This is a genomic window from bacterium, assembly GCA_035527515.1.
Classification (GTDB): Bacteria; B130-G9; B130-G9; order B130-G9; family B130-G9; genus B130-G9.
In genome coordinates, this window is sequence record DATLAJ010000027.1 from 1 (window position 1) to 26783 (window position 26783).

Genomic DNA, 26783 nt, shown 5'->3' on the forward strand with positions numbered 1-26783 from the left:
ACAGATCAACGACATCGTTCGACCCCGTTGGGGTCGCCTTTCAGGAGGTTTGGGGCCACCTGTCCGTAGGCTGGGCCTTCGGCCGGCGCCTACGGCTACTCACGTTCATCCCCTTCCGGGGATGCGGGAACAACGCCGTCACTTGAGCAGGACCGGGCACGATTACGAAAACTCCTCATGAATTAGCCCTTTCATGTGGCCGAAGAGATTGTGGTCAAGGTTAGGAAACTGCTCAGTGAGGGAAGAAATAAGTGATGTCGAAGAGCATTCATTACAGGTAGGAGTTTCGCCATGAGGTCCAATGCTTCGCTGTGGCTCACAATCGTCCTGAGCATTTCACTAAGCTTCGTAGAGTTTTATGCGTGGGGCTTGTCTGAATCAATCCCGCTTGAAAAGCACCAGTCCCTAACATCGATTGAGGGTATTGCGCTTGGCGACCCGGTGGAGGCCGAACAGAGCAAGCAGGTCCGCTTTGCCCTCTCCGAGGGCCAGATACGGGTTGTTCGCACGCCCGGCGGATGGTCAACCGTCCTGATCGAGGGCTGCACGCTCTCATCGCCCAAGGCCGGAGCGCCTCAGCTGCCGAGAAAGTCGATCCGCCTCTTGCTGCCGAAAGGGGCAACGGTGCTATCCGTCTGCGTCGTCTCGGGGAAAGCCGCCGCGCTCGTCGAGTCGCTCCGGCTGAGCCCCGCCCCAGAACCGGCCTTTTGGCCGGGGCAGACAACGCCGGCCCTTCGCGAGGATGACGCGATATACAAATGCAAGTCGCCGTTCCCCAAACGCCTGATCGACTACTACGTTGGGAGCGATGGATGCCAGACCGTCGTGACGGTTCGATTCAGCCCGCTCATCTTCTATCCCGCAGAAAGTCGCGTCGTCCTTGTGACCGACGCTGTGCTCAGGATCGACTATGCGCTTGGTCCGGAGGCCGGGCCCAGCGGCGCATTGTTGGAGGGGCCTACCTGCGTCATCATAACGCCCGGGTCGATGTCCACTGCGGCCGAGGAGATAAGGTCTCAGCACGAGGCTGACGGCATCGAGACCGAGCTCGTCACGTTGGAGTCGATATTCTTCAGCTACGACGAGGCGGAGGACCCGCCCTACGACGGATACCCCTATGGCTCGCCGATTATACCGATTCAATACGACTACTCCCTGGCCAAGAAGATCGTATCGTTCCTCAGGGACGAGGAGGCGCATCCCTCGCTGGAATACGTAACGATTCTGGGAGACGGGGCGTGCGTTCCGGCGAGCTACTACTATCACGACGCCGACTCAGGACTCGGCTTCGACCAGGACTGGGTCCCGACGGATTTCTTCTATTCCTCACCTGACTACGACCTTGCGCCCAACTACAAGGTAGGCCGGTTGCCCGCGCGGGATGCGGCCCAGGCTACCCTTGTGGCGCTGAAGATACGCGCCTGGCGGCAGGCTGCACAAGATAGGTCATGGTTTGATAACGTTATGGTCGCTGGCAGTCGCCCATTTAATACCCCCTACTACTATGGCGAGCTCATGTCGCTGGATATGCTCAACTCCGGCTATTTTGATGGGATGGCCGTTACAAAGGCGTTCGGGACAGATGGCCGCTACACTGTCGATGTTGTCTCTGATGTGCTCAGAAACGGCGGCTATGGTTTTGCTTACGATTCTGGCCATGGGTCTGGGCCGGGCATCAGCGTTGACGACGGGATGATCACTAGCTCCGATCTTTTTTCATACACGTCTTCCAACTTCCAGCTTCCGATTGTCGTCTCAATAGCCTGCATCTGCGGTCAATTCGACTCGCCGAGCTATACAAGGTCATTTGGCGAAGGCGTTGTTCTGTGCCCCGCGGGCGGGATAGCCTACTTCGGCGGGACGCGTATCAACGCCGGGATAGCCTCCCAGGCGTTCGACAACGGCAACCTGATCGTGACCAAGCAGGAACACATGGGCGGGATAACGAAGAACATCTTCGCAAGTTTTGCCGCGGGTGAATCGGACCTAGGAGGCCTTTACACGGGCGCCATCAACAGGTTCCTCTCCGAGAACGATTGGGACGATTTCCTTGTGCGCCGGACGCTTTTCGAGTTCGTCCTCCTGGGCGATCCGGCACTCCAGATTCCCAGCTTTCAGGGCGGCGAGGCGAACGAGGTCCCTACCTTTGTGCCCACGAACCCTGATTTCATCAACAACCAGTCGTTGCCAAGCTACACCAACAGTCAGCGCAAGACTGTGCGTGCGTCCGTAGAGGCGGACAGCGCGTCGCTGAACTTCAAGCTGGTCAATGCCACCGACGTCGAGGTTGTCGATAGATGCACTCAGCTCGGCCCCTCGTTCAGCTACGGCTTCAGCCCGGCGGCCGGCTTCAAGCTTTACGTGGTCCGTGCCGAGGCGCAGGATGGCAAGGAGGGCTGGTTTCTGGTCAATACGGCCTCGTCGCTACTTTGCATTGACGGCGACCTGACCGACTGGGACAGCGAGCTTATTAGGCCGGTAGGCGTCGATCCCACGCTCGATTTCAACGACCCAGAATACGACGTCTCCGCCCTCTGGGCATACGCGAACTCCGATTACTGGCACTTCGCGTTCACGGCGACGTGCCAAGACGAAGACATGTCCTACGTGCTGGCCATCGACTATCAGGAAGGAGGCGCGGCCGCCGCAAGCGGCCAAGACACCGACGCGGCCGGAAACTACGTAACGTTCGACCCCGAATTCGCAGTCGATGCCGAGATATACCTGAACCACGTAACCTGGGTCCCGTGGCTTGGGTGGGAGTCATTCAGAAGCTGCAAGCTGTATCGGTATTCTGGCCCAAACAACTGGTGGGCTGACTCGTTGCAGTCGATTGGCGCTGTCTTGAGCTATTCTGCGGTAGGCGACCTCGTGGAGCTTGCCGTTCCGGCGAGATACTTCGGTAGCTACCCAGACATCAACGTTATCCTTTTCTCGGTGCCGTCTGGCGTATCGTCGCCCGCTCAGGACTCAGTCCCCTCCGACCCGGCGACGTTTGATTCGCTCACACTTGGCAGGGAGCACGCCAACACACTCTCCCAGTTCGCGCACGTCCCGTGCAAGCCGATAAACTGCATCCTTGGCGCCGGGTTCATGGGAAGCCACATATCCACCTCGCGCGGCGGAGCGCTGCAAGTGGTGGCGCTGGTCAACCCCGAGTACGGGCGTCCCCAGTCTATGGAAATCTATCTCAATAATGTCCCAACGGGGCTTTTTCTCAACGACGGCGGCACAGATGGCGACTACGTTGCCAGCGATGGATTCTGGACCTTTCACGCCGACTGCCCGCCGGGCCTTCTGCCTGCCGGCCAATACGACCTGTCGATAGTGGCGACAGACGAGCTCGGCGGATGCGTCGGGCAGTGGCCGCAGGTGCTGCTCTCGTTCTGCGACGAGCTGGCCACGCCTGATGCGATGTTCACATCAACGGCCACACGACGGCTTGCAGCCATCAACCTCCCCGCAATCCCCATTGCGCCTCGCACGGGCGCTCCTGGCTGCCCCATCCTCTTGGCCAAAGTGGCGAACACGACAACCAATATGTTCGGGTTCACGATCGAGGCGCTTGCCTACGTGCAAGACACGTCGGTGGACGCGATCGAGGTCTGCTATGCTGGGATGCCTCTGGGCGTGGAGCTTCTGGACGACGGCGCAGGCTGCGACATTGCGGCGGGTGATGGCATATTCTCCGGCTCGTTCTTTGTCGATCGGGACGTTCCTGTGGGGCGCCAGTACACGCTCGAGCTCGTGCCGCTTACCGATGGCGAACCGGGCCTGGCGTGGCCGTATCTTGCCGTGGACGACTGAACTCAGTCTCGCTGTGGTGAGAAAACTACGTGCCGGACGGCTTCGGCTTGTCTGCACTCTCTTTAATGCTGTCGATCACGCCGTCAAAAAGCCGTAAGGCCTCCTGAACGATCGGGATGTTCGAGGCGTTGTACAGCGCCTCGTTCTCCGGCTTCGGGGAGGCTTTTGCGTTTGAGCCAGCCTTAGCCGTTGGGGCAGCCTGTTTGGGGGATTCACGGTGCTCTGGCTGGACGAAACGGCTGGCCTCGCTGCGCTCAGCAGTCGCAGGCTGGCTCGAGGCTGCTGGGTCCGCAGTCTGCGGAGTTGACGTCTTGCTCTGTTTCTCTCCCGCCTGAGAGGCGCCCAAGAAAGTAGCATGTTTGCGAGCCGGGCTGCCGACCGGCTCAAGAAGGCCTTGCCCAGACGCACCAGCCGACTTCTGCACCTCGCTGAGCTTGGCAAGCAGCGTCTCAACGGAGACGACGTCCGCTATATGGCACAGCCCAAGTGCAGCGACCTCAAACGCCACCCTGGGTATCGCAGACTTCGTTACCTCGCTCTCGATTGAGAGCAGCCTATCAAGATACGCAAACAGTTTATTCTTGCCAGCCCTATCTGCCTGCTCAACAAGCCGCTGCGCCTCGTCCGCACCGAGGTCGAGAAAGGCCAGCCGCTCCCCCTTAGGGACTGAAAGCGAGACCAGCATCTTGTGGAAATACGAGACGAGTTCGGCGAAAAAACTCCTGAAATTGACTCCCTGATCGAAAAGATTCTCCACGCCTCGTATAACGCCAGCCGGATCGCTATCGATGAGAGCGTCCACAAAATCGGCGAGGAATGCTGTATCGGTAACGCTGAGCAGCTTCGAGACGTCCTTGAGAGTTAGCCTGTCGGCCCCGATTGAGCGAGCCTGATCGAGTATGCTCTGCGCATCTCTGAGCGACCCGCTCGACTTATCGGCTATGAACGCAAGCGCCTCGTCATCGGCCGCTATCCCCTCGGCTTCAGCGATCTTCTTGAGGCTGGCCACGGTCTCTGAACGGCTGATCCGGCGGAAGATATATCGCTGGCACCGAGATAGAATGGTCGCCGGGATGCGCTCCGGCGCCGTGGTCGCAAAGACGAACTTGACGTGTGCTGGCGGCTCCTCGAGCGTCTTGAGCAGCGCGTTGAAGGCCTGCGTCGTCAACATGTGCACCTCGTCGATTATGTATATCTTGTAGCGATCGCGGCTGGGAGCATATCTTGCGTTCTCGCGAAGCAGGCGCACGTCATCGACGCTGTTATTCGAGGCGCCATCTATCTCGATCACGTCGAGGCAATTGCCCTCCGGTATCTCGCGACAGGGGGAACATTTGCAGCAAGGCGTCGGCGTCGGGCCTTTCACGCAGTTGAGCGCTTTGGCGAATATCCTCGCCGTCGTGGTCTTCCCTACTCCGCGTGGGCCGCAGAACAGCAAAGCGTGCGCTATCTTGTTCTGCCTTATCGCGTTCTGGAGCGTCTTTGCGATGTGCTCCTGCCCGACCAGCTGCTCAAACGTCGCCGGCCTATATTTCCTCGCTATGACGACGTATTCGGCCACATTCAGGTTCCCACTCTTGTGTCGAAAACTATGCGCACTTAAGCTCGCGCATCAAATACAGTGTGCAGAGCAGGCTCCCTCATGTCAACGGACTGACCAAAATCGCCAGGACGAGGTCTAACCGCCCAGCGCCCTTGACCTGCATATCCTCCATGCGTAGAATCCAGTTTATGACTGACGCGCCCGACATTGTAAAACGCCTCGTCGAGACCTTTCGCGAGAACATCGACTCCTACCGCTCCAGTTCATATAACGAGGCGCAGGTCCGCATCGAGTTCATCGACCCGATGTTCAAGGCCCTCGGCTGGGACATGGACAACGAGGCGGGCTATGCGGAGGCCTTCAAGGACGTCATCCACGAGGCCGCCATCAAGGTTGGCGGCGCGACGAAGGCCCCGGACTACTGTTTCCGCATTGGCGGGACGCGGAAGTTCTTTCTGGAAGCCAAGAAGCCCGCCGTCAGCATCCGAAACGCCCCCGAGCCAGCATATCAGCTCCGCCGCTACGCCTGGTCGGCCAAGCTCCCGCTGAGCATCCTGACGGACTTTGAGGAGTTCGCGGTCTATGACTGCCGGACCCGGCCGCTGCCCAACGATAAGTCTTCCATGGGACGCACGCTCTATCTCAAATACACCGACTACCTCGACCACTGGGACGAGATCGCGGGCATCTTCTCCAAAGAGGCGATCCTGAAAGGCTCGTTCGACAAATACGCCGTATCGACGCGCCGCAAGCGAGGCACGGCCGAGGTGGACGCCTCGTTCCTGGCGGAGATCGAATCCTGGCGGGACGTGCTGGCCCGCAATATCGCCCTCCGCAACAAGGGCCTCGGCGTGCGGGAGCTGAATCACGCCGTCCAGCGAACCGTTGATCGCATGATCTTCTTGCGTATTTGCGAGGACAGGGGCATCGAGAACTACGGGCGGCTCCAGGCGCTTCTCAATGGGCCGCACACCTACGAGCGGCTGGCGGAGCTGTTCCATCGGGCGGACGAGCGCTACAACTCAGGGCTGTTTCATTTCCAGCGGGAGAAAGGCCGGGAGGACCACGACGGCTGGACGTTGGATTTGGTCATAGACGACAAGGTGCTCAAGGAGATCATCAAGCGGCTCTACTATCCCGACTGCCCGTTCGAGTTCTCCGTCCTGCCCGCCGACATTCTCGGCCAGATATACGAGCAGTTCTTAGGCAAGGTCATCCGCCTCACCAAGGGCCATCAGGCGAAAGTTGAGTTCAAGCCCGAGGTCCGAAAGGCCGGCGGCGTCTATTACACCCCAACATACATCGTGGATTACATCGTCAAGAACACAGTCGGGAAGCTCTGCCAAAAGAGCACTCCCGCAAAAGTCGCCAAGATGCGGATACTCGATCCCGCGTGCGGCTCAGGGTCTTTCCTGCTCGGCGCATATCAGTTCCTGCTCGACTGGCACCTGAAGTGGTACATAGACAACGACCCCGAAAAGCACGCACGCGGCAAGAAGCCCGCAGTCTATCAGGCAGCCCACAACGACTGGCGGCTGACAACGGCGAGGCGCAAGGAGATTCTCCTGAACAACGTCTTTGGCGTTGACATCGACACGCAGGCGGTCGAGGTCACAAAACTCTCGCTGCTTCTCAAGGTCCTGGAAGGCCAGACCGCTGAGGGCATCAAGCAGCAGCTCGCCCTCTTCCACCAACGAGCGCTGCCCGACCTTTCAAGCAACATCAAGTGCGGCAACAGCCTCATCGGCCCCGACTTCTACGAGGGCAAGCAGATGTCCATGTTCGACCAGGAGGAGGTCTATCGCATCAACGCCTTCGACTGGAACAACGAGTTCCCCGACATCATGCAGCGCGGCGGCTTCGACGCCGTGATAGGCAACCCGCCGTATGTGCGCCAGGAGACTTTGGGGCATCACTTCAAAGATTACGTGAAAAGGCACTTTCAGAGCTTCGCCGGGACTGCGGACATTTACGTGTATTTCATTGAGCAATCGCACCGTGTGCTTAAGTCCCGGGCCTATTTCGGGATGATTTGCTCAAACAAATTCATGCGCGCCAGTTATGGCAAGGCGTTGCGAGATTACCTTGCCACCCGGACGACTTTGCGACAGATTGTGGATTTCGGCGAGCTTCCTGTATTTCAGAAAGCCGCAACCTTCCCTGCGATCTTCTTGACGCAAAACGTCGAAGCTAGTGAACAGGAGTTCATATATGCCCCGATCAAGCGACTCCTCTTCAGCTCACTCGGTGAAGAGGTGCGCCGGCTCGGTATGAACTTAGATAAGCGTTCGCTTTCCGGACAGAACTGGACGTTGGCTCGGGGCGAAGAGATCGCGGTTTTCGAGAAGATGGGACTGAAAGCCGTCGCTCTCAACGAATACATCCACGGCAAGATTTTTATGGGAATCAAGACCGGCCTAAACAAGGCATTCGTCATTGATCGCGAAACGCGACACAGATTGATCTCTGAGGACCCAAAATCCGCAGACATCATCCGGCCTTTTGTCCTTGGGGATGATGTTCGCAGATATCACATTGCTCCGCGCGAAAGGTACCTTCTTTTCATCCCCAACCAATGGACGCGCGAAAGGGGGCGAGATGCATCCGACCTGAAGAAATGGTTCAGAGAGAACTATCCTGCGGTTTTTCGGCATCTTGAGCCTTTCGAGCTTGCGGCGAAAAAACGCTGCGACAAGGGAGAACATTGGTGGGAGTTGAGGGCCTGCAGCTATTACGCTGAATTTGCAGAACCAAAGATCATCTACCCAGACATTTCAAAAGGCCGTCGACTTACGATTGATCGTGACGGCCTTCTATCCGGCAACACAACCTATTTTCTGTCTACTGACGATGTCTACCTCTTGGGTGTTCTCAACTCCAGGCTCATTTTTTCTTACTTCAAACGGGTTGCCGCCGTGCTTGGCGATGCGGACAAGGCCGGGAGGATGCGATGGTTCTCGCAAGACGTGGGAAAACTCCCAATTCGTCGGATCGACTTCGATGACCCGGCGGACAAGGCGCGTCACGATCGGATGGTTGAGTTGGTTGAGCGGATGCTTGATCTGCACAAGCGGCTTTCGGAGGTTCGGACGGAGCACGACAAGGAGGTCTTGCGGCGGCAGATCGCGCTGACGGACGCCGAGATCGACCGCCTGGTCTATGAGCTCTACGGCCTGACGGACGAAGAGATTAAGATTGTTGAGGGAAAAGGCTAACGTTCAATATTCCAGCGAAAGCACACTGCCGATTCTTAGCAACGAAGACGGAGTATAATCTCTAGATCTCTCGCCTTGCCACTGCCCAAAGAAGACGCGGCCCATATCCGGCTCAGAGTTACTCAAACCCGGAACTCGAGTTCTGCATACTGCTCCTTGTAGTGAGTGAGATCTATTATGATCTTCTCCTTGTATTCCCGGGCGTGTTTCCCCAAGCCGTCGTTGTATCGAATCTGGCCCTCGAACGTCTCATGAGAAGCTTTGGAGATCAATCTAGCGTTGGTGCTGATGAGCCTATTGATCTCCTGTCCCGGAGCCAGCATTCCGATTGAAGTCCGCGTGAACGGGTTCTCCCGATTCCTGGGGCTTGGAGCATTCTTAGGTGGTTCCTTGCCCCAAATGGCTTCGATGATGTTCGGGCTGTATTCTGCTATGACATCGAACGCTGGGGTGAGTCCCGAGTTCTTGATGAACAGTCGCTGTGTGCCATCGCACGCATCACCTAGACGTATGGACACGATCGGTCGAAGGCGGCTCCGTTCCAGTTCTTTGCTGATCTTGTCGGATTTGCCCATGTGCTTCAGGAGGAAAATGCTTATTATGGCATAAACAAGGACACTGATCGCCATTATGAAGCCGTTGTGCGCCTCAAACCAATCCACTATATGCCCGATCCAAGTTCATTCTTGTACTCGCTCGTTGTATGTGATATACGTGTCACAGCCTCGATTTGTACTACATATAGATACGTTTGCCAAGCCTTCCTCGGTTGTGAGCGATGCTCTACGGGCTGACGGAGGCGGAGATTAAGATTGTCGAAGGGAGGTGACCAATTGTGGATTGCAGATTGCGGATTGCGGATTGCGGATTGAAAGTTCCGCTTCCGTTGTGGTTACCCTTCTTTCTTAGTGGTTCTTCGTGTCCTTAGTGGATTCCCACTTCCGGCGGACGGTCAGACTGCGGATTGTAACTTGGCAGCCGACGGTGGGAGATGCTTTACACAAATTGACTATGTCGTGTAGTATGACCGGTCTGGAGGGAATTGGATGATAGTAGAAATCGATAGAGAAGACGACGGCCGGTGGATCGCTGAGATACCTGATCTGCCGGGCGTAATGCAATACGGCCAGACACGGGACGAGGCGATCGCAAAGGCAAAGGCTCTTGCTCTTCGCGTGTTCGCCGACCGGCTGGAGCATGGAGAACAAGTCCCACAAGTTGGCGAGATGTTTGCGGTTGTTGCGTGAGTCAATGGCCGTCAACCAAGGCGCAACAGCTGCTGGCCGCGTTGCTGCGAATAGGCTGGTCGGTTAGGCGTCAGTCAGGCGGTTCGCATCTAGTTCTGTGCCGAGCCGGTTTTTCTGACTTCGTATTCGCCTTTCACGACCATGAAGAGATAGGCCCACGGATGCTAGCAAGAATCGCCAGGCGAACCGGACTTACGCCCCAGGACCTCTAGCGGACCACAGCGGCACAAGAGCCCATTGAAGCGACGGACGGCGAGATCGACCGGCGATTCCGCGACGTTTACAATAATTGGCCTTTCGCCGACGATAGACACTGCAAATCCGACTGCGGCTACTCGCAGAGAAGCGCCCTGTTGACAGCGATCACGCCCAACACTACATTTGTGTAACATCGGTAGTCGGCGATGGCGCCGGAGGCACGAGCGGTTCATACTGAAAGGGACTTGACATGTTCTATGCGATATTAGTTCTGGCGGCATTGGGGCTTGGCGCGAGTTTGGGACTTGGGGTTGCGTCCAAAAAACTCGCAATCAACCTCGACCCTAGGATAGAGAAGTTGGCCACCATGCTCCCAGGCGTAAACTGTGGCGGCTGCGCTTATGCGGGGTGCGGCGCCTTTGCCGAGGCGGTAATAAATGACGGCGTTCCCGTTACCAGATGCTCAGTGTGCGACAGCTCAATGATCGAGAATATCTGCAAAGAATTCGGCTTTGAGGCTGGCAAGTTCGTGAGAAGGGTCGCTCGGATACTCTGCGCAGGCGGCAACAACAGGGTTGGCAAGAGGTTCGAGTACAACGGCGTGATGGACTGCAAGGCCGCGGCGCTTTTGGCAGGAGGCGACAAGAACTGTCCCTATGGCTGCCTCTGCTATGGGACGTGCATTGCGGTCTGTCCTTTCGGGGCGCTCAGCGAGGGCCCCGGTGGGATTCCGGTCGTCAATGACGAAAAATGCACCGGCTGTGGTCAGTGTGTTGCGGCGTGTCCTAGGGACATAATCAAGCTCGTGCCGTTGGGGCGGACGATTCATATTTTGTGCAGCTCCAAGGCGCCGGGCAAGGAAGTCAGAGAGGTCTGCCCAGTGGGCTGCATAGCCTGTAAGCTCTGCGAGCAGGTCTGCCCATTCGAGGCGATATACGTTCAAGACAACCTCGCCGTCCTTGACTATGGCAGATGCGAGCAGTGCGGCCTGTGTGTAGGCAGATGCCGTCCACGTGCGATCGTGAACGAGCGTTCGCCCGCGGCAGCCGCCTAGAGCATGTTCTCGATTGGTTCCGTGGAGGTTTCGGGCCGGCTCGTGGCCGCGCCGATGGCTGGGATATCTGACAATGCCTACAGGCAGGTCTCCAAGCGATTCGGCTGCGACCTTGTCTGCACCGAGATGGTGAGCAGCGAGGCGCTGGTCAGAAACTCCCGAAAGACTGAGCGGCTGCTGCGATTTGATGACTTTCAGCGACCTATCTCGGCGCAGATTTTCGGGGCAAAGCCCGAAGTCATGGCTGAGGCTGCGGCGATTGTGGGGTCTTCTGGCGTCGATTTGATAGATATAAACCTCGGCTGCTCGGTGCCCAAGATTCTGAAGAGCGGCTCAGGTGTCGCACTGATGCGTGCTCCAGACCTGCTCAGCCAGATAATCCGCCGGGTAGTAGAGGCCGTTGAGGTCCCGGTGACGGTCAAAATGCGGGCTGGCTATGAAAGGAACTCATCCGACTGCGTTTTTGTGGCCAAACTAGCCGAGGAGTTCGGCGTATCGGCCGTAACAGTTCATCCGCGCTTTGGGGTGGACCGGTTCAGAGGCAAGTCCGACTGGTCGCTCATCAGGAGGGTGAAGGAGGCTGTGGCTATACCGGTTATAGGCAACGGGGACGTTGACAGCCCGACAGCAGCGCTGAGAATGCTCGATGAGACGGGCTGCGATGCCGTGATGGTAGGACGGGCTGCGCTGGGCAACCCGTGGCTTTTCAAGGACATCGCGGTGGCCCTTGATGGCGGGCCGGTCGAGACCACCGAGCCCGGACGTCAGGAGATCGGAAAAGTCCTCTTGTGGCACTACCGCATGACGGTGCACGAGGCGCAGGGCGATCCAGTGCGCCGGTTCCGGAAGTTTGCGGCCTGGTATAGCCGGAGCCTTCCTGGCAGCATGGGCTTTAGAAATTGGATCAACTCGGTTAGGACTGACGCTGCTTTTCGGGCGGCGGTTGTGGATTTTTTTAATATCTCGGACGCGGAATGAGCCAGGTCGCTATTAGGCCGCTGCTTGCGCTCGCAAGGCCGTTTACGTTGCTCGCCCCATTCGTGGGGTTTCTCTCCGCCGCTGTGATGGCGAAACACTCCCTGCCTCCCCCTCCCGCGTACATCGGTGCCATAGCTGCCATGCTCCTGAACGCCGCCTCGAACGGCTTGAACCAGATATTCGACATCGAAATCGACCGCATAAACAAACCAAATCGACCGCTTCCATCCAAGAGAATGACCATTCACCAGGCCAGCATCGCGGTCTTGCTCCTTTACGGCGCCTCGATCGCGCTTGCCGCGTTCGTGAACCGGACCTTCCTTATCATCGTGCTCTTCACTGCCTTCGCAACCTACGCATACTCCGCGCCGCCGCTGAGAGCCAAACGTATCTGCTGGCTCGCAAACCTGACAATCGCGGTTCCGAGGGGACTACTCCTGATCGTGGCCGGCTGGGCCTCCGTTGCCGAGGTGAACGCGAAAGAGCCCTGGTTCATCGGCATGGTGTTCGGCTTATTCGTGCTCGGGGCCGCCTCAACAAAGGATTTCGCGGACATGAACGGCGACAGGGCGCAAGGCTGCATGACGTTGCCGATCGTCCTCGGCGTCAGAAAGGCGGCCTGGGTCGTTGCCACGTCCCTGGTCGTCCCGTTCTTGCTGATACCGGTTGGGGTTGCCACGGGGACCCTTTCGGGCAATCACGCAGCCTTGCTCATCGTCTCGGCCTTGCTCGTGGCATGGGGAGCCTACGCCGGACACCTCCTCGTGAGGAGACCCGAGGAGCTCGCCACTGAGCGCAACCACCCATCCTGGAAGCACATGTATCTGATCCTCCTATTTGCCCAGGTGGGCATCGGCATCTCGTATCTTCTCTGAAACTGGGCAGGACTGGCATGAACATCGAATCGTCCCGCAGATTCGCCGTCCTGGTCGCCGCCTATAACGCCGCCAGCACAATTAAATCTGTCCTAGAAGGGGCAAGGTCGCACTCACCGGACACAATTGTGGTCGTTGACGATGGCTCGACCGACGGCACCCAGGATATAGCCAACGAGCACGCCGATCTCGTGCTGCGCCACCAGACCAATCTCGGCAAGGGGGCGGCTCTCATAACCGGACTTGGCTACCTTCAGCGACACGGCTATGACGTGGCCATCACGCTTGATGCGGACGGGCAGCACTCGGTCGATTCGATCCCCGACCTCCTCGCTAGGTTCATCGAGACAGATTGCGAGCTCGTGCTTGGCTGCCGGCCGTTCTCGCTCGGCAAGATGCCATTTCTCAGGTTGCTTGCGAACCGCCTCTCGAGCTTCTGGGTCTCGGCAATATGCAGAACGAAGATTCGTGATAGCCAGTGCGGTTTTCGGCTCTATAAGCTCTCGGCAATTCGGCTGGACGAACTGACCACGCACGGCTTTGACACGGAGACCGAGATTCTGCTTCAAATCTATCTTCGTGGCAGCAGAATCGAGCAGGTTCCGACACCGCTCATCTACAAGCCTGACGGTCAGAGCCACTTTCGACAGCTGCGCGATACGCTCGCCATCGTTCGTGTCATCGTCCGCTACCTGTTCGGCAAGAGATGAGCCCGCCTGTGGAACGCATACGGCGGCCTTGCATATTGACATCGAGGCCGCTCAGCATACTATTTGATTGACCCGTCCGCCGAGCGATGCGACGGGCATTGAAAACGGAATGCGGCCGAGGAACTCTGAATGCGGATTCTTTTGCTCAACCCGCCTGGCGACAGGCTCTACATGCGCGCCAATTACTGCACCGGAACCGCGAAGGCCAACGCATATTGGCAGCCGATCGACCTGGCCGTCCAGAGCGGCATCCTCTCCACGCAGCACGAGGTCGTCGCGATTGACGCCATCATCGAGAGGCTTTCGCCGGACAGGGCCGCCGCGCGGATCGAGTCCCTTAGACCTGACGTCATACTGTTCGTTACCGCATCGTGCTCATGGAACAAAGATTTCGCATTTCTCTCGAGAATCAAGAACCTAACCAGCGCAAAACTGATAGCCAGCGGGGGCTTTCTGCTGGAGATGGGCGAGCAGGTCTTGAGCGAGCACGGCTTTCTCGACGCCATCCTGACGGATTTCACGTCCGACGGCTTGCTGGCGTATCTCGACGGCCGGGCCCACGATGTCGCGGACGTTATCTTTCAGGACCCGAACGGCGAGATTGTCTCCACACAGAGCCGCGACTCCAACCAGGAGTTCGCCTACCCCGCGCCTCGGCACGATCTCTTCCCGCTGAGTCGCTATCGCCTGCCCTGGGCCCAGCAGCGCCCGATGGCGACCGTGATCACGAGCCTCGGTTGCCCGTTCTCGTGCACGTTTTGCAGCAACCAGCTTCGGACCTACAGGACTCGCGACATCGACAACGTCAAAGAAGAGCTACTGTCTCTCGACAGCATCGGCGTCCACGAGCTTCACCTCGTCGATTACAACATGATAGTCGGCAAAGAGCGCGCGATGAATCTCCTCTCGGCGATAATCTCGCTGGGCAAGCGCTTCAGCTTCGACTGCATCAACCGCGTCGATACGCTGGACGACGGTCTGTGCAGGCTTCTTCGCGAGGCGGGCTGCCACGCAATCCAGCTGGGCGTCGAGAGCGGCAGCGACGAGATACTGGCCAAATACTCGAAAGGCATGACGACCGATGTAATCCGCGAGGGGTTCCGGCTGTGCAAGAAGTACGGCCTAAAAACGATCGGGTTCTTCCTCATCGGGCTGCCCGGCGAGACCGAGGGAACCATCCAGAAGACAATCGATTTCGCCAAGGAGCTCGACTGCGATTTCGCATCGTTCGCCACGGTTGACCCATACATCGGCACGAAGCTCCGCCAAGATGCTGTCGAGGCGGGCTACATCTCTGACGACGACACTCAGTTCGACGGCGGGGCCTACACCGCAATTGCGACAGAGCAGCTCTCAAAGGAGCAGGTCTGGAAGCTGAGGAACAGGGCTGTCCGCCAGTTCTACTTCCGCCCGTCTTTCGTCCTCAAGAAGCTCCGTATGGCGAGGCGCCCTTCAACTCTGTGGGGCTACTTTCTTGACGCCTTGACGATCGCGAAGAACATGCTGCCTCGCAAGTCGAGCTGAATACGGAACGTCGAAGGTCAAAAAGTGTAGCCGAGCCACGTTGAGCGCGTAGATGTGCGGCAGGTCGATCTTTCGCTTGGAATCTCGCCCCCTCCCGGCATATAATACTTTTTGCTATGGTTTTTTTTCGTTCTATCCGTTCCGCTTATAGGAGCGGGCGCATCTAACATCAACTTCCCTAAAAGGAGGAAAAGATGAGAGCAGCAGTTGTTTGTGTTGTTTTCGCACTGGTCTGGGTTGTCTGGACGATGGCTCTGGCTGAGCCAACGGTCACAATCTATACCGACCGGACCAACTATCAGTCTGGCGACACGATTGGGGTCACGTTGAGTGTGGAGAACCCGGGCGCCTGTGCGACACTTGACCTTTGCGTGGGACTGCTCGCGCCCGGCGGGGGCATATACACCATGGGGCCATCCGGCTGGGTCCATGCAATAGTGCCCTGGAACGCAGAGGTAAGGATGCCCGGGCAGTTCGACATGACTGCACACTTCCGCTTCGAGGTTCCTTCAGTGCTGCCTGCGCCGCCGATTAGCCAAGATGGGGAATACCACTTCGCTTCTCTTTGCTTAGAGCCTGGGACCTGGAACTGGGCCAGCAACCTAGGCCTTGCAGCGTTTTCCTACACAGGTTCTGGCCCTTCCCCGGACATCACGATGGTCTCTATTCCTGCTGGTTCATTTCTGATGGGCTCCCCGGAGGACGAGGCGGGGCGTTTTTCAGACGAGGGGCCGCAGCGGACGGTTCACATCTCGCCGTTTATGATGTCTGAGACGGAAGTGACGGAGAAGCAGTGGGAAGACGTGATGGGCTGGAACGACTGTTACGACAAGCGTGGGGACAATTATCCCGTAGAGAGAGTCGCCTGGTACGATTGCGTGTCATTCTGTAATCAGTTGTCCGAAGCAGACGGCTATGTGAAATGCTATGAGATCACGAACACCTTATACAGCGGCAATCACATCACCTCAGCTGATGTGGCCTGCAACTTCGATGCAAACGGTTATCGGCTGCCGACAGAGGCCGAATGGGAATATGCTTGCCGAGCCGGGACCACGAGTCGCTTCTATACAGGCGATTCGGAGTCTGATCTTGATCGCGCCGGCTGGTATGATTGTTCTCAGAAGCACGAGGTTGCTCAGAAACAGGGAAATGGTCTTGGCCTCTATGACACTCATGGAAACGTATGGGAGTGGTGTTGGGATTGGTATGATGAAGGTTATTATGGGACGCAGCCTGATCCGGATAGCGATCCTGCCGGCCCTGGCAGTGGCGCCACTCGAGTCCTGCGCGGCGGCGGCTGGGGCAGCAGCGCCCTGTACTGCCGATCGGCTTGCCGAAGCTGGGATGAGCCGAGCTACCTGATCACCTACTACGGTTTTCGCCTTTGCAGGTCATCTAATTGATTACCTGCTTACCTTGTTACCTAGCTACTTGCAGGGATTTAGCGAAGGGTCAAGAAGGGCGGTAGCCTAAGAAGACGCTTCGCTTGACCTTATGAGGATTATGAGGATGGGGGAGTGAGTCAGCCTCCCCCAACCCCCCATCTGAACGGGGTATAGGGGAGGTGTCGGCCACAATTCCCCCGAATGAATTCGGGGGCTAGGATCATGGTAGCCTCTTGCATCGCCACCGCTTTCGCCGGGCAATGAGGTGGCACCCGCCTAAGCTCGCTTCCTCCGAATCACCGCGTTTTAACGCGGTGATCTAGACGGTTCTGATTATCCTAACACCCGACTTCAGTCGGGTGTCCTGAGGAGGGCGAGACACCTCCCCCTCCCTCCACCTCCTTCCGGCGGGCGATGATGGTTTTGGCCACGAAGACGTAGAGCATTGCCACGGGGACGAGCTTGAAGAGGTGATGCGCGAGGTTCTGCGCTTTGCAGCAGTATCCGCTGTATGGGAAGAAGGGCGTTGGGAGAGCGAGCAGGACGAACATGACCAAGACAAAGTTGCTCCGCGTGGAGTAGAACAGAAGCACCAGGATCGGCACAATCATAACGTAGTGGTGCTCCCACACGCGGATATACGCGAGGAAATACGTGCACATCCAAAGCGACAGGCCATCGACGAAGCGGACCTTCTTTGGCAGGAACGTGAGCGCCAATGAAAACATGATCACCGCCCACATGAAGACCTTCGATACTCCCTGACCAAGCTCGGGCCCGAAGAGGTAATATGAGACCTCGGAGTGCGACAGGTCGCCTCCGTAGGGAGCGACCGTCCGCGACTTGACGAGATATGCGAAGAACTCCACATCCTGCGGATGGAACGCGAAGTAAGGCGCTGAGGCGGCGATGACGATGGCAATGGCGATGATTACCGCTCGATAGCGCTTGAAGCGCAGGAGGATCGGCGCGGCGATCAGCGTCAGGAGCTTCAGCGCCACGCTGATAATCCAGGCCCAGTCGCCAGCCCTGGGACGTCCGGCGATGTAGGACCAGCCCAGAAGCATGAGGCAGGCGGCGATGACAAACGAGGTCTGACCGATATAAAGCAGCAGGTAATATGGCCCAAAACAGAGCCACATAGCGGTTACGATGCTCTTGTGCCAATCCGATGTGAAGAGGCCTCGAGAGAGCATAATGCACCAGACAAGCAAGAGCTCTTGTATGAGCGTCCACACGACAAACGCTCTAAACGGCGTCAGCGCAATCGCAAGCGGCACCATGAAGTAGGAGACGAGCGGCGGATAGATATAGGGGCAGTAATAGGGCACCGCCTCGTCCGAAAAGACGGTCTCATTCTGGTCATATCGCGCCTCCTGATAGATCGATCTGCCCCGCAGAAGATCGAGCGCACCCTTGTATAGGCCAAAGAAATCGAAGCCGACCTCGTATTTGGTCGAATCGTAGAACAATCTGTCCCACAGGTGCACGCCCCTCTCGCGCCTCATCTCGGAGATCGACATCGGCTCGCCGGGGGGACGGCCGACGGCGGCAACCGGCACAAGGTTGCTATCGAGAGCCTGTATCGTGACCTCGGGCTTCACCCTCGGCGGCCACACTGATACAACCTTGAAGTGAAGCGCGAGCGACACGAGAAACGAGGCGTGGATGAGAATGGCGACGATGATGAGTATCCGGTCAGGCTTTCGCATGGCGAAAGAGTTTACGAATAATCGATTCGTTTGGAAAGACGCCTGGCATCGGGCCGACGCCTCAATCTATGCGTAGGAATCCGTCTCGAAAGGCTACGCCTCGTATGGCTACGAGCAAATCGGGCACAGGCAGTCCGACATCGTGAAAGTTGATATGCTCATCAACGACCAGCCGGTTGATGCGCTCTCATTCATGACGCACAAGCAGAACGCCTATCACCGCGGCGTGGCGCTGGTTACGCGGATGCGAAAGCAGATACCCCGGCAGGTCTTTGAGGTCGTGATTCAGGCCGCTATCGGCAGCAAGATCATCTCCCGTGAGCGTGTCGCGCCGCTCCGCAAGAACGTAACGGCCAAATGCTACGGCGGGGACATCACGCGCAAGCGCAAGCTCCTCGAGAAGCAGAAGGAGGGCAAGCGCAAGATGAAGCAGCTCGGCTCGGTCGCCATCCCCCAAGAAGCCTTCATGGCCATTCTCAAGGTGGAGTGAGTCCAAAGTCTAGAGTCTGAAGTCCAAAGTCCGAAGTTGGGCGATGAGCTCCGAATCACTGCGTTTCAATACGCTTATGTGGATACATCTCGCCGCATTGGCGGCTTGATGCCTGTCAGGGTGAACCGGTGATTCACCTGTCTGAGTGCGGTTTACATGGCCACTATGCATGTTGCGTGCAATCCTAATGTGTTTTTCATGTTCTGGTTCGTGCTCTCACCTCAATCTGCGCGAGGATATTTTGAACAGCAGAATACACCTGCGTTGATTCAGTCGTATCTTCTAGCCGAACGACGACCGCATATGGCACCTCTGGCGGTGTTCTGCGCCCCCATTTCTCATAAGCCGCTATGGCCAGAGTGTATGTGTTGTCGCTATAGCGCTCCCTATGCTCGGTCCACTCCATCACGTCATGCTGAATGGTCCCGCGAGAACGTAACCTAATTCCATATCTGTGATATTTACCCGGAATCTCTCCTGGTCGCTCGCGTTCGTGTTCTAAGGAATCGTCCCCTTCCTCTGCGGACATGAAAGCTATGATATCATCACGACTGACATCTCCCCGGAAGAGCCGCCATTTGAAGCTTGTCGCCAGATACCGCTCGAGGCCGCATCGCTGCACTTCTGGAGCATAAACAACGGTTATGGTCAGGCGCTTCCTGCCACTTGAGGATGCTGCGAGTTCCGAAGGGACCGGAATGTCGAAGTAGGCTACTGTATCGCGTTCTAACTTTCCTCGATAGAACAATAATGCCGAGTAGGAATCGCAATAGGTCGCACGGTTATCGTCGGGTTTTCCGTAGCCAACGACATTCAAGAAATGCTTCGGCTCCTGATCCTTTATACCATCAAGATCAAGTCCTCCGTAGGTCGCAGAATTGACAATGAAGGCCTTTAGAAGTGAAGCCGAGATATCGGTTAGACCCATGGCTTCGAGATCGGCAAGCACGAGAGCAAGCTTGTGCGCGACGCGGGGAGCGGCGAAACTCGTTCCACAGTCATGAGCAATAGCGGGTGTGAGCTGATGGCTGGCCATCATCACATCTGTTCCGGGATTGGACCGCACAACTTCGCCATCTACATCCAGAACATAGTTCCCTCCATAATCGACCAGCTCCGGTTTAATTTCCTTATTCATGCCAGGGCCGCAGCGCGTGAAGGGTGCAGGTCCATTAATCGGGGCTATCGCTCGCGCGGAGCCATCTGGGCCGACAATCAACGTGCCCGGCGATATTGCGCCTACCGTCAGGGCCAACGCCGCCTGGGCTGGATCAAACAATCGTGAATCCTCCTCGTAAAGATAATCCGGATACGGCAGGTTGTTCTGGAGGTAATCTCGAACATCCATTAGTGAAAGATTGCCGGTGGCAACCACGAAGATGATGTTGTGTTCCCTCGTGAGCCTATCGATTGTGCGTGCGACCCAGGACTTACGGGTAACTGTCCGCTTCGCTTCCTGATTCCACTTTCGATTGAGAATGCTGACGGACAGATTGAATATCCGCACGCCATGGTCGACAAAGAACCTCACAACCTCCTGCAGGACTTTCGAGAGCAAACGGTCCTCTTCTCCCGCATTGTCTGAATCGAGAATTCTCGCGCTGGCAATCCAGACCTTGCCTTCGTTGGAAGCACCGCTCTCAAGGTTGAGCGCATAATAGGCCGCGAGAGAAGCTACACCTGAACCGTGGCCGTGCTCATCGTGCGGGCTATCCGGTGACTTTGTCAGAAAAGACCGCAGAAGGTCTTCTCGCACGACTGGTTTGAGGAACGGATTTCCTCTTGTTACACCCGAGTCGACAATACACACGACTGGGGCCGACTCACTAGGTGCCGTGCAAGGTTGCAGATTGGTCATCGCGAACTCTCTCAGCGTCGAATGAAATGTCTCGAATTCCGGGCGCGCATCGAACCACCAGATTCGCCGCTGCCATTCACGACCTTCGACCAGTTGCTGGAATAATGCGCCTGTACACCTGATTACAGCACGACAGGTAGCCTTGATCTCTTCCTGTTCAAAAACATTGCCATGAACGCCGCTTTCAAAGGCCTGCACCAGAGAAGTGCGAATTTGCCGAAGCTCGCGCTGTTGCTGTCGGCGGCCCTGTTCAAGAGAAATTATCTCGATTTCGCAAATCACCCAGTCCTGCCGAATCAGCGCTTCATAATCATCATACAGGGCCTGACACAGGCGATCTTCCGGTTCGCCGGGCTGAATGGTGGTCAAGGCGGCAGCCAAACGTTCGTAGCGCGCGCGTTCTATCTCGCACTCGCCAAAATCCTGGATTTTTCGGGACAGTTTATCCAAGTTATCAGAACGTGGCACCGCCAAAGTAAACGTCTCAGACGGCTCGACGATGGGCTTTAGGTCGGTCCCGCCCAGCGGTACAGCACCTTCATGCTCAAGTTTGTAGAATACAGCTCTCCTCTCGTCATCAGACATTTGTCGCAAAGAGTTCGACAGGGGCTCGATCTGCTCGATTAGCCTACGAGCGATTTCTTGGCGCCGTTCCAATACTTCAGGTGGCACCGGGACTGGCCTTGGCCTTTCTTTTCGACGAGCGGCTATCTGGGGCGGGGGCAAAGAGAGCGGAGGGAAATCTGCATTCATTGATCTATTTCCTTTCCTGCCGCCTTTCGACTCTTCCGCATAGCCGACGTAATGTCCCGCTTAAAGGCGCGATACTCCTTGATGATGATATTCGAGGATAGCTTTCTCTTGCCCTGCAGAATCATCGTCTTTACAGCATCTATCGTGATATGCTCCACGTCGGCAAACGAAATTCCATGCAACATCTTCGCCAAATGCGCGAACGAGCCATTAAACTCCACACCGTTAAGAAGAAGTCTCAAGTGCTGTTCTCGCTCATCCTTGCCGGGCATGGGAAAGTGCACAATATCATCGAACCGGCGCCACGCCGCCGGATCAAGAAGATACTGATGGTTGCTAGCAGCGATAATGAGGCTCTGAGTCGACAAGAAAAAGTCCATAGCCTGTAAGAGGCTATTGACTACTCGCTTCAGTTCCCCCACATCATTCGGATCATCGCGATCCTTAGCGACAGCATCTACCTCATCTAGGAGCAGCACCATTGGCGAGCTTGTGGCGAGATCGAAGACCCGCTGGATATGGGATGCCGTATCGCCAAGAAAGCTTGAAATGACCGCGTTGAGTCGAATGATGCCGATGTGTTTCCCGAGCTCGTGAGCTACGTAACGAGCGGTAAAGGTCTTGCCGCATCCGGGTGGCCCCCAAAAGAGGATCTTATTCTTAGCTCTGTAGCCGTGGTCTGCCAACTGCTTGCTCTTGCGATGCTCTTCGAGTATCCGTTCGATCTTCTTTCTCGTCTCGTCGTTGAGAATTATCTGATCTTGAGAAACACCACCTTCCTGCAGAGAGATGAGAGGTTCGCCATTCCGGCGGTCTTTTGGCATCGAGGCTAGTTCGCGGCGTACGGGGCGCGAGAGATGTGGCGCGCAGCGCTGGCTGATCGCTTTTCTGAGTTCGTTGGCTAGCCCATGGTGGTTTGCAGCGAGCTCGTCAGAAATAATGGTTTCGGCCACTCTTAGAAAAGTCGAATCACATCCTTCAGAAAAAGCGCGAAAAAGTGATTTTAGATGTTCGTCACGTACCATGAGCTAACCCCAGAAGGTGCGAAATTGGGCTAGGTGGCTCTTCACTTGAGTGAGAAAAACAAGAACCTAATCCAAGCAATATGAGAACACCGCCAAGACCAAGAAGACCACAGTCTGTCAATAGAAGTCAACTCCAGTTAGGACGGTCTTAAGGTGTGGATTCCTGCACAGATTCAAAGCTGCTTTGAGCACTTGCGAAAAAACGAACTGACGGAGTTCTTGGATCGGGGCAAATACGGGTGTCGGGATGATATCGACAAGATGGCCTTATACAGCAAGAATGCATAGCCTGCGGAATTATGTCAGCCGTCGCGCTTGGCGAGGCGCTTGTGCCAGAGGCCGGGGCTTTACTGTGTGTCCTTGAAGCGGTTGTGGACCCAGAGCCACGCGTCGGGTACTGGCGGATGAAGCGCTCGAAGACGGCGTTGTAGGCCGACGTGTTGACGGTTACGAACTCCTCGTAGCTGTCGCATTCTTGGGTCGGAATTGGGTCGGAGAGGACCAGCCTGTAACGGCCGTCAGGACAAGGGATGCCCGCGCCGAAGATGACCTCGGCCCCGGTCATTCGGTGCAGGGCGGCGGGAAGCGGCGAGCTGGCCACGTTCTTGCCCACGAGCCCCACGAAGACGAAGTTGGGGGGCGTTTTCTGCCTCCAGCCATCGAACGTCGCCGCCTTTGGCAGCCGGTAGAAGGACGCGTTCAGCTCGACAGTGTGGAAATGCTGGACGTAGAAGGGCAGCATCTTCGCCCCCCGTGCACTTGTCAGGATAGAACACGTGCTTCCAGTGAGCGTAGGACCAACCGGATGTGCCTATGTGTGTATCCGCCATCTTTGAACCTCGACTTGAGTTCTTAATATCATCACAACTCTTCGTCCATATTACACGTTTTAGGCTGGGTGGCATTGACGCGTGTTTCTGATGTCGGAGACTGATGTAACACAGACGCATCGGGCAGACGCCTCAATCTATGCGTAGCAATCCGTGGTCGGGCCTTCCTGGCAATCGAACTCGGTTGACAGAGAGGGTGCCTTTTGTTATGTTACGATGTGCGTGATAGGTGCTAATCTGGTGAGGAGTTGCAGTGAAGCTACGGTTTCTTTGTTTGCTGACGGTGCTCTTGCTCGGGCTAACCAGCACAGCAAGCGCTGCGGGCCATTTGGGGCTTACCCTCTCGACGGACTCGGTCGTCATGAGCGACTCCCTGGGTCTTTGGGGGTCGCTGACATGGGACGGGCCGGATGTCTTTGCAGATTTGTTTCTCTTCGTTCTCGACGATTACGGAGACTTCGGCTTTCTTTACCCAGAATGCACCAGGCCTCAACCATGCCCCACCCAGTTCATGGGCAACGTCTTCGTGCCCAGCGGGGCCACAGTTGAGTATCATTACATTGGCGGTTTCCCCGTTGAGAGATTCGTACTTCAGGAACCGTTCGGCAGACATCAAGTAGGCATCGCAATGACCGAGCGTGGGACCCTGAACATCATCGCCGGGCCGGTCTTCGAGGACTTCGAGATACTCCCGTCTCCGCTCGTCTGGCGTGGCTCCAATGACGCATACATCAGGTTCGAGTACGACGAGACGGAGGGCGTATGGGCGTTAGTTGAGGCGGGCATAGGCGTGAGGATCGATGTCCAGGTCCTCTACTCAGGGCATTATTCCCTTTATGAAAAGCCATTTATACGCGGCTACTGGAGAATGGGTCCCAATTGGCGTCAGTCCATAGAGTCTTCGTTGCTTCAACTTGGGTATGACCTGGTCCCCTATCTCTGGCGATTCACAATGACAGTTGATGTCCAACCTCGGGGCGCGGACATGCACGTCCTGATGGAGCACAGGAATCGATGGGAACGCGGGGACGGTGAGGCGGAAAGCTGGGTGGGTCCGATTCAGGCCGAACACCTTCCACCGCACTGACCGTATGCCGCCACGAGAGGTCTAACTTCGGTCCCGTTGGCATGAATGCCGCCAGGCAGATTGCCGATGAGGTCGCCGGATAGCGCCGACAACGCCAATGCATTCCATAAGAAAACAGCTATTCTCGCCCGCGCAGCTCTTGAGGCAGGCCGGGTCTGTGGTTCTGTATGGCCTACTCACGCGCTGGCGGTTCATGCCGAGATGGCTCTGTTCAGGGCTGGACATGCTTGGGCTGGTGGCCGGCTCGGAAGGGATGGGCTGCATCGGCTTCCCGATACATCCTGTCTTGGAGGCAACCAGGAGGTGCAACCTCAGCTGTGTGCACTGCCACGTAGAATCGAGCGACGCCCAGCAGGACGAGCTCTCGTTTGACCAGATGACATGCCTTCTGAGAGAGCTTGCGGCGCAGCCCGAGTTCAAGATGGTGGTCTTTTCAGGAGGCGAGCCCCTTCTTCGCGATGACATCGTGGAGCTCTGCGAGTATGCCACCGGCCGAGGCTTGTGGCCCGTCATCGCAACCAACGGCACCCTACTTGACGCTGCGCTGGCAAGACGACTCAAGCGAGCAGGCGTGTGCGGCGTTGCGGTTGGTCTTGACGGCGACTGCCCGGCTGTGCACGACGAGGTCCGCGGCGAAAGAGGCGCATTTGCCCAGGCGATCGAGGGCTGCATCGCTGCAAGGAAGGCGGGACTACCTCTTCAGATTAACACGACGCTCATGCAGCTGAACTACGAGCGATTTGCCGAGACCGTCCGGCTCTCTGAGAACCTCGGGGCACGGGTGATGCTTGCCTACTTCGTGTCCCCATGCGGCAGAGGCCTGCACAACAGCGGCATCATGCTCACTCCGGAGCAATACGAGAGCATGCTAGTCCAGATCGCGCAGGTCCAGCGCCTCTCAAGCCTCATCATCGAGCCCACCTGCGCGCCCAACTACTGGGCGATGCTTGGGGCGCGCAACTGGGCGGCCTCGCTTGCCGTGCGCCTCATCGGGCCGATGTTCTTTCACGGCTGCGTCGCTGGCACGGGCCTGTTCTACGTCAGGGCTGACGGCGAGGCGCTCGCCTGTCCGTTTCTGCCGATCTCAGCTGGCAACGTGCTCAGGACAACCGTGTCAAAGCTCTTTCGCGAGGGTGAGATATTCAAATCGCTCAGAGCGCTGAAGAGCGAGCCGACTGCGGAGAGCTGCTCAAACTGCCGGTTCCATGACGTATGCGGCGGGTGCCGAGCGAGGGCGTTTTGGGCGCAGGGCGATTTTACGGCCGACGACCCCTTCTGCTTCCGATAGAGACCGGTCGGCAGTTAAATCACGGCTGATGCGAGCTCATCGCCCCTTAGGAAGCACATTGCCCCCCTCGTTTGACGCAGTCGGAACGGGGTAGTGGTAGCCGATGTCAACGATACCGCTGGCAGGCGTGCCGTCGGTGCGTGTCGTATATCCAGCTAACCCATAATCAGACGTGGGACGGGGGTCTCGCGTCGATAGCCCCAACCTCACACTAGAAGCATTATCTCCAATCCACGCGGAAGCTGCGCGAAAGACATGCAGAAATGGGGGACAGCGTCCCAGCGTGGTTGATCAGGACACCGAATCTATAGAATTTGGGGGCAGATACTTGCCCGGTGACCTCGAACTCGAACACCGCTTCCGGCCCATATACGAAGCCTTCTGGAATCACGAAGTCCGAAAGCCAGGGTTTGAACTTCTTGTCTATCCGCTCTGGAGTGATGTAGCAATTCACGCCCTCGTTCCAGAAAAACACCACCAGATAAACGTCAACGCAGACTTCTTGTCCGAGGTTCTGCCCCTCCAGTGACAGCGTTATGCGGTCCCCGGGTTGAAAGGGACTTCCATTGACAGCGCACTTGCTCTCGAACTTGGCGTAGGGTAACTCCGGGGTGTAATGGAAGCCCATATCGACCGGGGGCTGATCAGGTTCCTCATCACTTCTGGTCGTGAGATTCCTGGGTATCTCATGATTGACAAAAACAGCGCCTGCATCGATACACGGGCTATCGACATCTTGGCCGGCGTCGCGTGAGGAGAGATAGAGACTACCCTGTGGACCAGCCACAAACAGAGGGTCATCTGAGATGTTGCCCTCGCCGCCCAGAGACCAATCCCTGATACAGCAGTAACGGGGCGTCGCGTCCAGGTAATAGGCGTGGAAGTCACTTGCTTCAGGGGCGCTGTTACCCCAGATGATGCAGCTCTCGATGCCGAAGTGGTACCCCTCATAATACATGCCTCCCCCCTTATTACCTGCTGTATTGCCCACGATTGTGCAGTTCCCAAATGTGATGGGGCCGCCAACTGAATAAGACGGGAAATAAGCCCCGCCTCCGTTCTCGTAAGCCTCATTATACGCTATGAGACAGTTGGTCGCGTGGGATGACATGTGACACTCAGAGAAGCCCCCTCCATTTTCCGCTGTATTCCCTACGATTGCGCAATTGAAGAGATCAGTCTGGGAGCGGGGGGGGGGGGG

At 57.0% G+C, this 26783-nt stretch carries 19 protein-coding genes and 1 pseudogene; 13 read left to right on the forward strand and 7 right to left on the reverse strand.

What is annotated here, in order from left to right:
- Window positions 1–291 precede the first annotated feature (291 nt).
- Complete coding sequence (locus VM163_01695; protein HUT02589.1) at window positions 292–3807, forward strand: C25 family cysteine peptidase; 3516 nt, start codon at window positions 292–294, stop codon at window positions 3805–3807.
- 25 nt (window positions 3808–3832) lie between these two features.
- Here VM163_01695 and dnaX read toward each other — a convergent pair whose 3' ends face one another.
- Window positions 3833–5368: a DNA polymerase III subunit gamma/tau gene (gene dnaX / locus VM163_01700; protein HUT02590.1), complete on the reverse strand. Its 1536-nt coding sequence runs from the start codon at window positions 5366–5368 to the stop codon at window positions 3833–3835.
- Between the two features lie 152 nt (window positions 5369–5520).
- Here dnaX and VM163_01705 point away from each other — a divergent pair, with 152 nt between their 5' ends.
- Window positions 5521–8565 (forward strand): Eco57I restriction-modification methylase domain-containing protein, encoded by a 3045-nt coding sequence (locus VM163_01705; protein HUT02591.1) that lies wholly within the window; start codon window positions 5521–5523, stop codon window positions 8563–8565.
- A 122-nt stretch (window positions 8566–8687) separates the two neighbouring features.
- On the opposite strand, the gene VM163_01710 is transcribed toward VM163_01705, so the two are convergent.
- The gene (locus tag VM163_01710; GenBank protein HUT02592.1) at window positions 8688–9227 is read right to left on the reverse strand and encodes a hypothetical protein; all 540 of its coding nucleotides are present in this window, start codon (window positions 9225–9227) and stop codon (window positions 8688–8690) included.
- A gap of 384 nt (window positions 9228–9611) precedes the next feature.
- Between VM163_01710 and VM163_01715 the strand changes: the two genes are divergently transcribed.
- The 8 genes from VM163_01715 (at window position 9612) to VM163_01750 (ending at window position 16557) form a co-directional block, all read left to right on the forward strand.
- Window positions 9612–9812 (forward strand): type II toxin-antitoxin system HicB family antitoxin, encoded by a 201-nt coding sequence (locus VM163_01715; protein ID HUT02593.1) that lies wholly within the window; start codon window positions 9612–9614, stop codon window positions 9810–9812.
- On the forward strand, window positions 9809–10024 hold the full coding sequence (locus tag VM163_01720) for a type II toxin-antitoxin system HicA family toxin (GenBank protein ID HUT02594.1): 216 nt from the start codon (window positions 9809–9811) through the stop codon (window positions 10022–10024). Before VM163_01715 ends, VM163_01720 begins: the two co-directional genes overlap by 4 nt.
- Window positions 10025–10260: 236 nt before the next feature.
- Window positions 10261–11064 (forward strand): RnfABCDGE type electron transport complex subunit B, encoded by an 804-nt coding sequence (locus tag VM163_01725; protein ID HUT02595.1) that lies wholly within the window; start codon window positions 10261–10263, stop codon window positions 11062–11064.
- A 3-nt stretch (window positions 11065–11067) separates the two neighbouring features.
- Window positions 11068–12042: a tRNA dihydrouridine synthase DusB gene (dusB, locus tag VM163_01730; protein HUT02596.1), complete on the forward strand. Its 975-nt coding sequence runs from the start codon at window positions 11068–11070 to the stop codon at window positions 12040–12042.
- On the forward strand, window positions 12039–12917 hold the full coding sequence (locus VM163_01735; GenBank protein HUT02597.1) for a UbiA family prenyltransferase: 879 nt from the start codon (window positions 12039–12041) through the stop codon (window positions 12915–12917). The genes dusB and VM163_01735 overlap by 4 nt, the downstream gene beginning before the upstream one ends.
- A 17-nt stretch (window positions 12918–12934) precedes the next feature.
- Window positions 12935–13627 (forward strand): glycosyltransferase family 2 protein, encoded by a 693-nt coding sequence (locus tag VM163_01740; protein HUT02598.1) that lies wholly within the window; start codon window positions 12935–12937, stop codon window positions 13625–13627.
- Between the two features lie 129 nt (window positions 13628–13756).
- On the forward strand, window positions 13757–15151 hold the full coding sequence (locus VM163_01745; GenBank protein HUT02599.1) for a radical SAM protein: 1395 nt from the start codon (window positions 13757–13759) through the stop codon (window positions 15149–15151).
- Window positions 15152–15345: 194 nt separating this feature from the next.
- Window positions 15346–16557 (forward strand): formylglycine-generating enzyme family protein, encoded by a 1212-nt coding sequence (locus tag VM163_01750; GenBank protein HUT02600.1) that lies wholly within the window; start codon window positions 15346–15348, stop codon window positions 16555–16557.
- 320 nt (window positions 16558–16877) lie between these two features.
- Here the strand turns inward: VM163_01750 and VM163_01755 are convergent, their stop codons facing one another.
- Window positions 16878–18251, reverse strand: a complete 1374-nt coding sequence (locus tag VM163_01755; GenBank protein ID HUT02601.1) for a glycosyltransferase 87 family protein — start codon at window positions 18249–18251, stop codon at window positions 16878–16880.
- 76 nt (window positions 18252–18327) lie between these two features.
- Between VM163_01755 and VM163_01760 the strand changes: the two are divergent.
- A pseudogene (locus tag VM163_01760) lies at window positions 18328–18741 on the forward strand (elongation factor 4).
- A 196-nt stretch (window positions 18742–18937) separates the two neighbouring features.
- On the opposite strand, the gene VM163_01765 reads toward VM163_01760, so the two are convergent.
- The 3 genes from VM163_01765 to VM163_01775 form a co-directional block, all read right to left on the reverse strand.
- On the reverse strand, window positions 18938–21184 hold the full coding sequence (locus tag VM163_01765) for a S8 family peptidase (GenBank protein ID HUT02602.1): 2247 nt from the start codon (window positions 21182–21184) through the stop codon (window positions 18938–18940).
- Between the two features lie 164 nt (window positions 21185–21348).
- The gene (locus VM163_01770; GenBank protein HUT02603.1) at window positions 21349–22377 is read right to left on the reverse strand and encodes an ATP-binding protein; all 1029 of its coding nucleotides are present in this window, start codon (window positions 22375–22377) and stop codon (window positions 21349–21351) included.
- 148 nt (window positions 22378–22525) lie between these two features.
- Entirely contained in the window at window positions 22526–23119 is a 594-nt protein-coding gene (locus VM163_01775; GenBank protein ID HUT02604.1) for a DUF72 domain-containing protein, read from the reverse strand.
- Between the two features lie 341 nt (window positions 23120–23460).
- Between VM163_01775 and VM163_01780 the strand changes: the two genes are divergently transcribed.
- Both VM163_01780 and VM163_01785 read left to right on the forward strand, forming a co-directional pair.
- Entirely contained in the window at window positions 23461–24294 is an 834-nt protein-coding gene (locus VM163_01780; GenBank protein ID HUT02605.1) for a hypothetical protein, read from the forward strand.
- 97 nt (window positions 24295–24391) lie between these two features.
- Window positions 24392–25582 (forward strand): radical SAM protein, encoded by a 1191-nt coding sequence (locus VM163_01785; GenBank protein ID HUT02606.1) that lies wholly within the window; start codon window positions 24392–24394, stop codon window positions 25580–25582.
- 220 nt (window positions 25583–25802) lie between these two features.
- On the opposite strand, the gene VM163_01790 is transcribed toward VM163_01785, so the two are convergent.
- Window positions 25803–26783, reverse strand: a 981-nt coding sequence (locus VM163_01790; GenBank protein HUT02607.1) for a hypothetical protein, incomplete at its 5' end; no start/stop codon positions are given.

Coding starts and splice junctions, on each gene's coding strand:
- VM163_01695 (HUT02589.1), top strand. CDS start 292: ATGAGGTCCAATGCTTCGCTGTGGCTCACAATCGTCCTGAGCATTTCA.
- VM163_01705 (HUT02591.1), top strand. CDS start 5,521: ATGCGTAGAATCCAGTTTATGACTGACGCGCCCGACATTGTAAAACGC.
- VM163_01715 (HUT02593.1), top strand. CDS start 9,612: ATGATAGTAGAAATCGATAGAGAAGACGACGGCCGGTGGATCGCTGAG.
- VM163_01725 (HUT02595.1), top strand. CDS start 10,261: ATGTTCTATGCGATATTAGTTCTGGCGGCATTGGGGCTTGGCGCGAGT.
- dusB (HUT02596.1), top strand. CDS start 11,068: ATGTTCTCGATTGGTTCCGTGGAGGTTTCGGGCCGGCTCGTGGCCGCG.
- VM163_01735 (HUT02597.1), top strand. CDS start 12,039: ATGAGCCAGGTCGCTATTAGGCCGCTGCTTGCGCTCGCAAGGCCGTTT.
- VM163_01740 (HUT02598.1), top strand. CDS start 12,935: ATGAACATCGAATCGTCCCGCAGATTCGCCGTCCTGGTCGCCGCCTAT.
- VM163_01745 (HUT02599.1), top strand. CDS start 13,757: ATGCGGATTCTTTTGCTCAACCCGCCTGGCGACAGGCTCTACATGCGC.
- VM163_01750 (HUT02600.1), top strand. CDS start 15,346: ATGAGAGCAGCAGTTGTTTGTGTTGTTTTCGCACTGGTCTGGGTTGTC.
- VM163_01755 (HUT02601.1), bottom strand. CDS start 18,251: ATGCGAAAGCCTGACCGGATACTCATCATCGTCGCCATTCTCATCCAC.
- VM163_01765 (HUT02602.1), bottom strand. CDS start 21,184: ATGTCTGATGACGAGAGGAGAGCTGTATTCTACAAACTTGAGCATGAA.
- VM163_01770 (HUT02603.1), bottom strand. CDS start 22,377: ATGGTACGTGACGAACATCTAAAATCACTTTTTCGCGCTTTTTCTGAA.
- VM163_01775 (HUT02604.1), bottom strand. CDS start 23,119: ATGCTGCCCTTCTACGTCCAGCATTTCCACACTGTCGAGCTGAACGCG.
- VM163_01785 (HUT02606.1), top strand. CDS start 24,392: ATGCATTCCATAAGAAAACAGCTATTCTCGCCCGCGCAGCTCTTGAGG.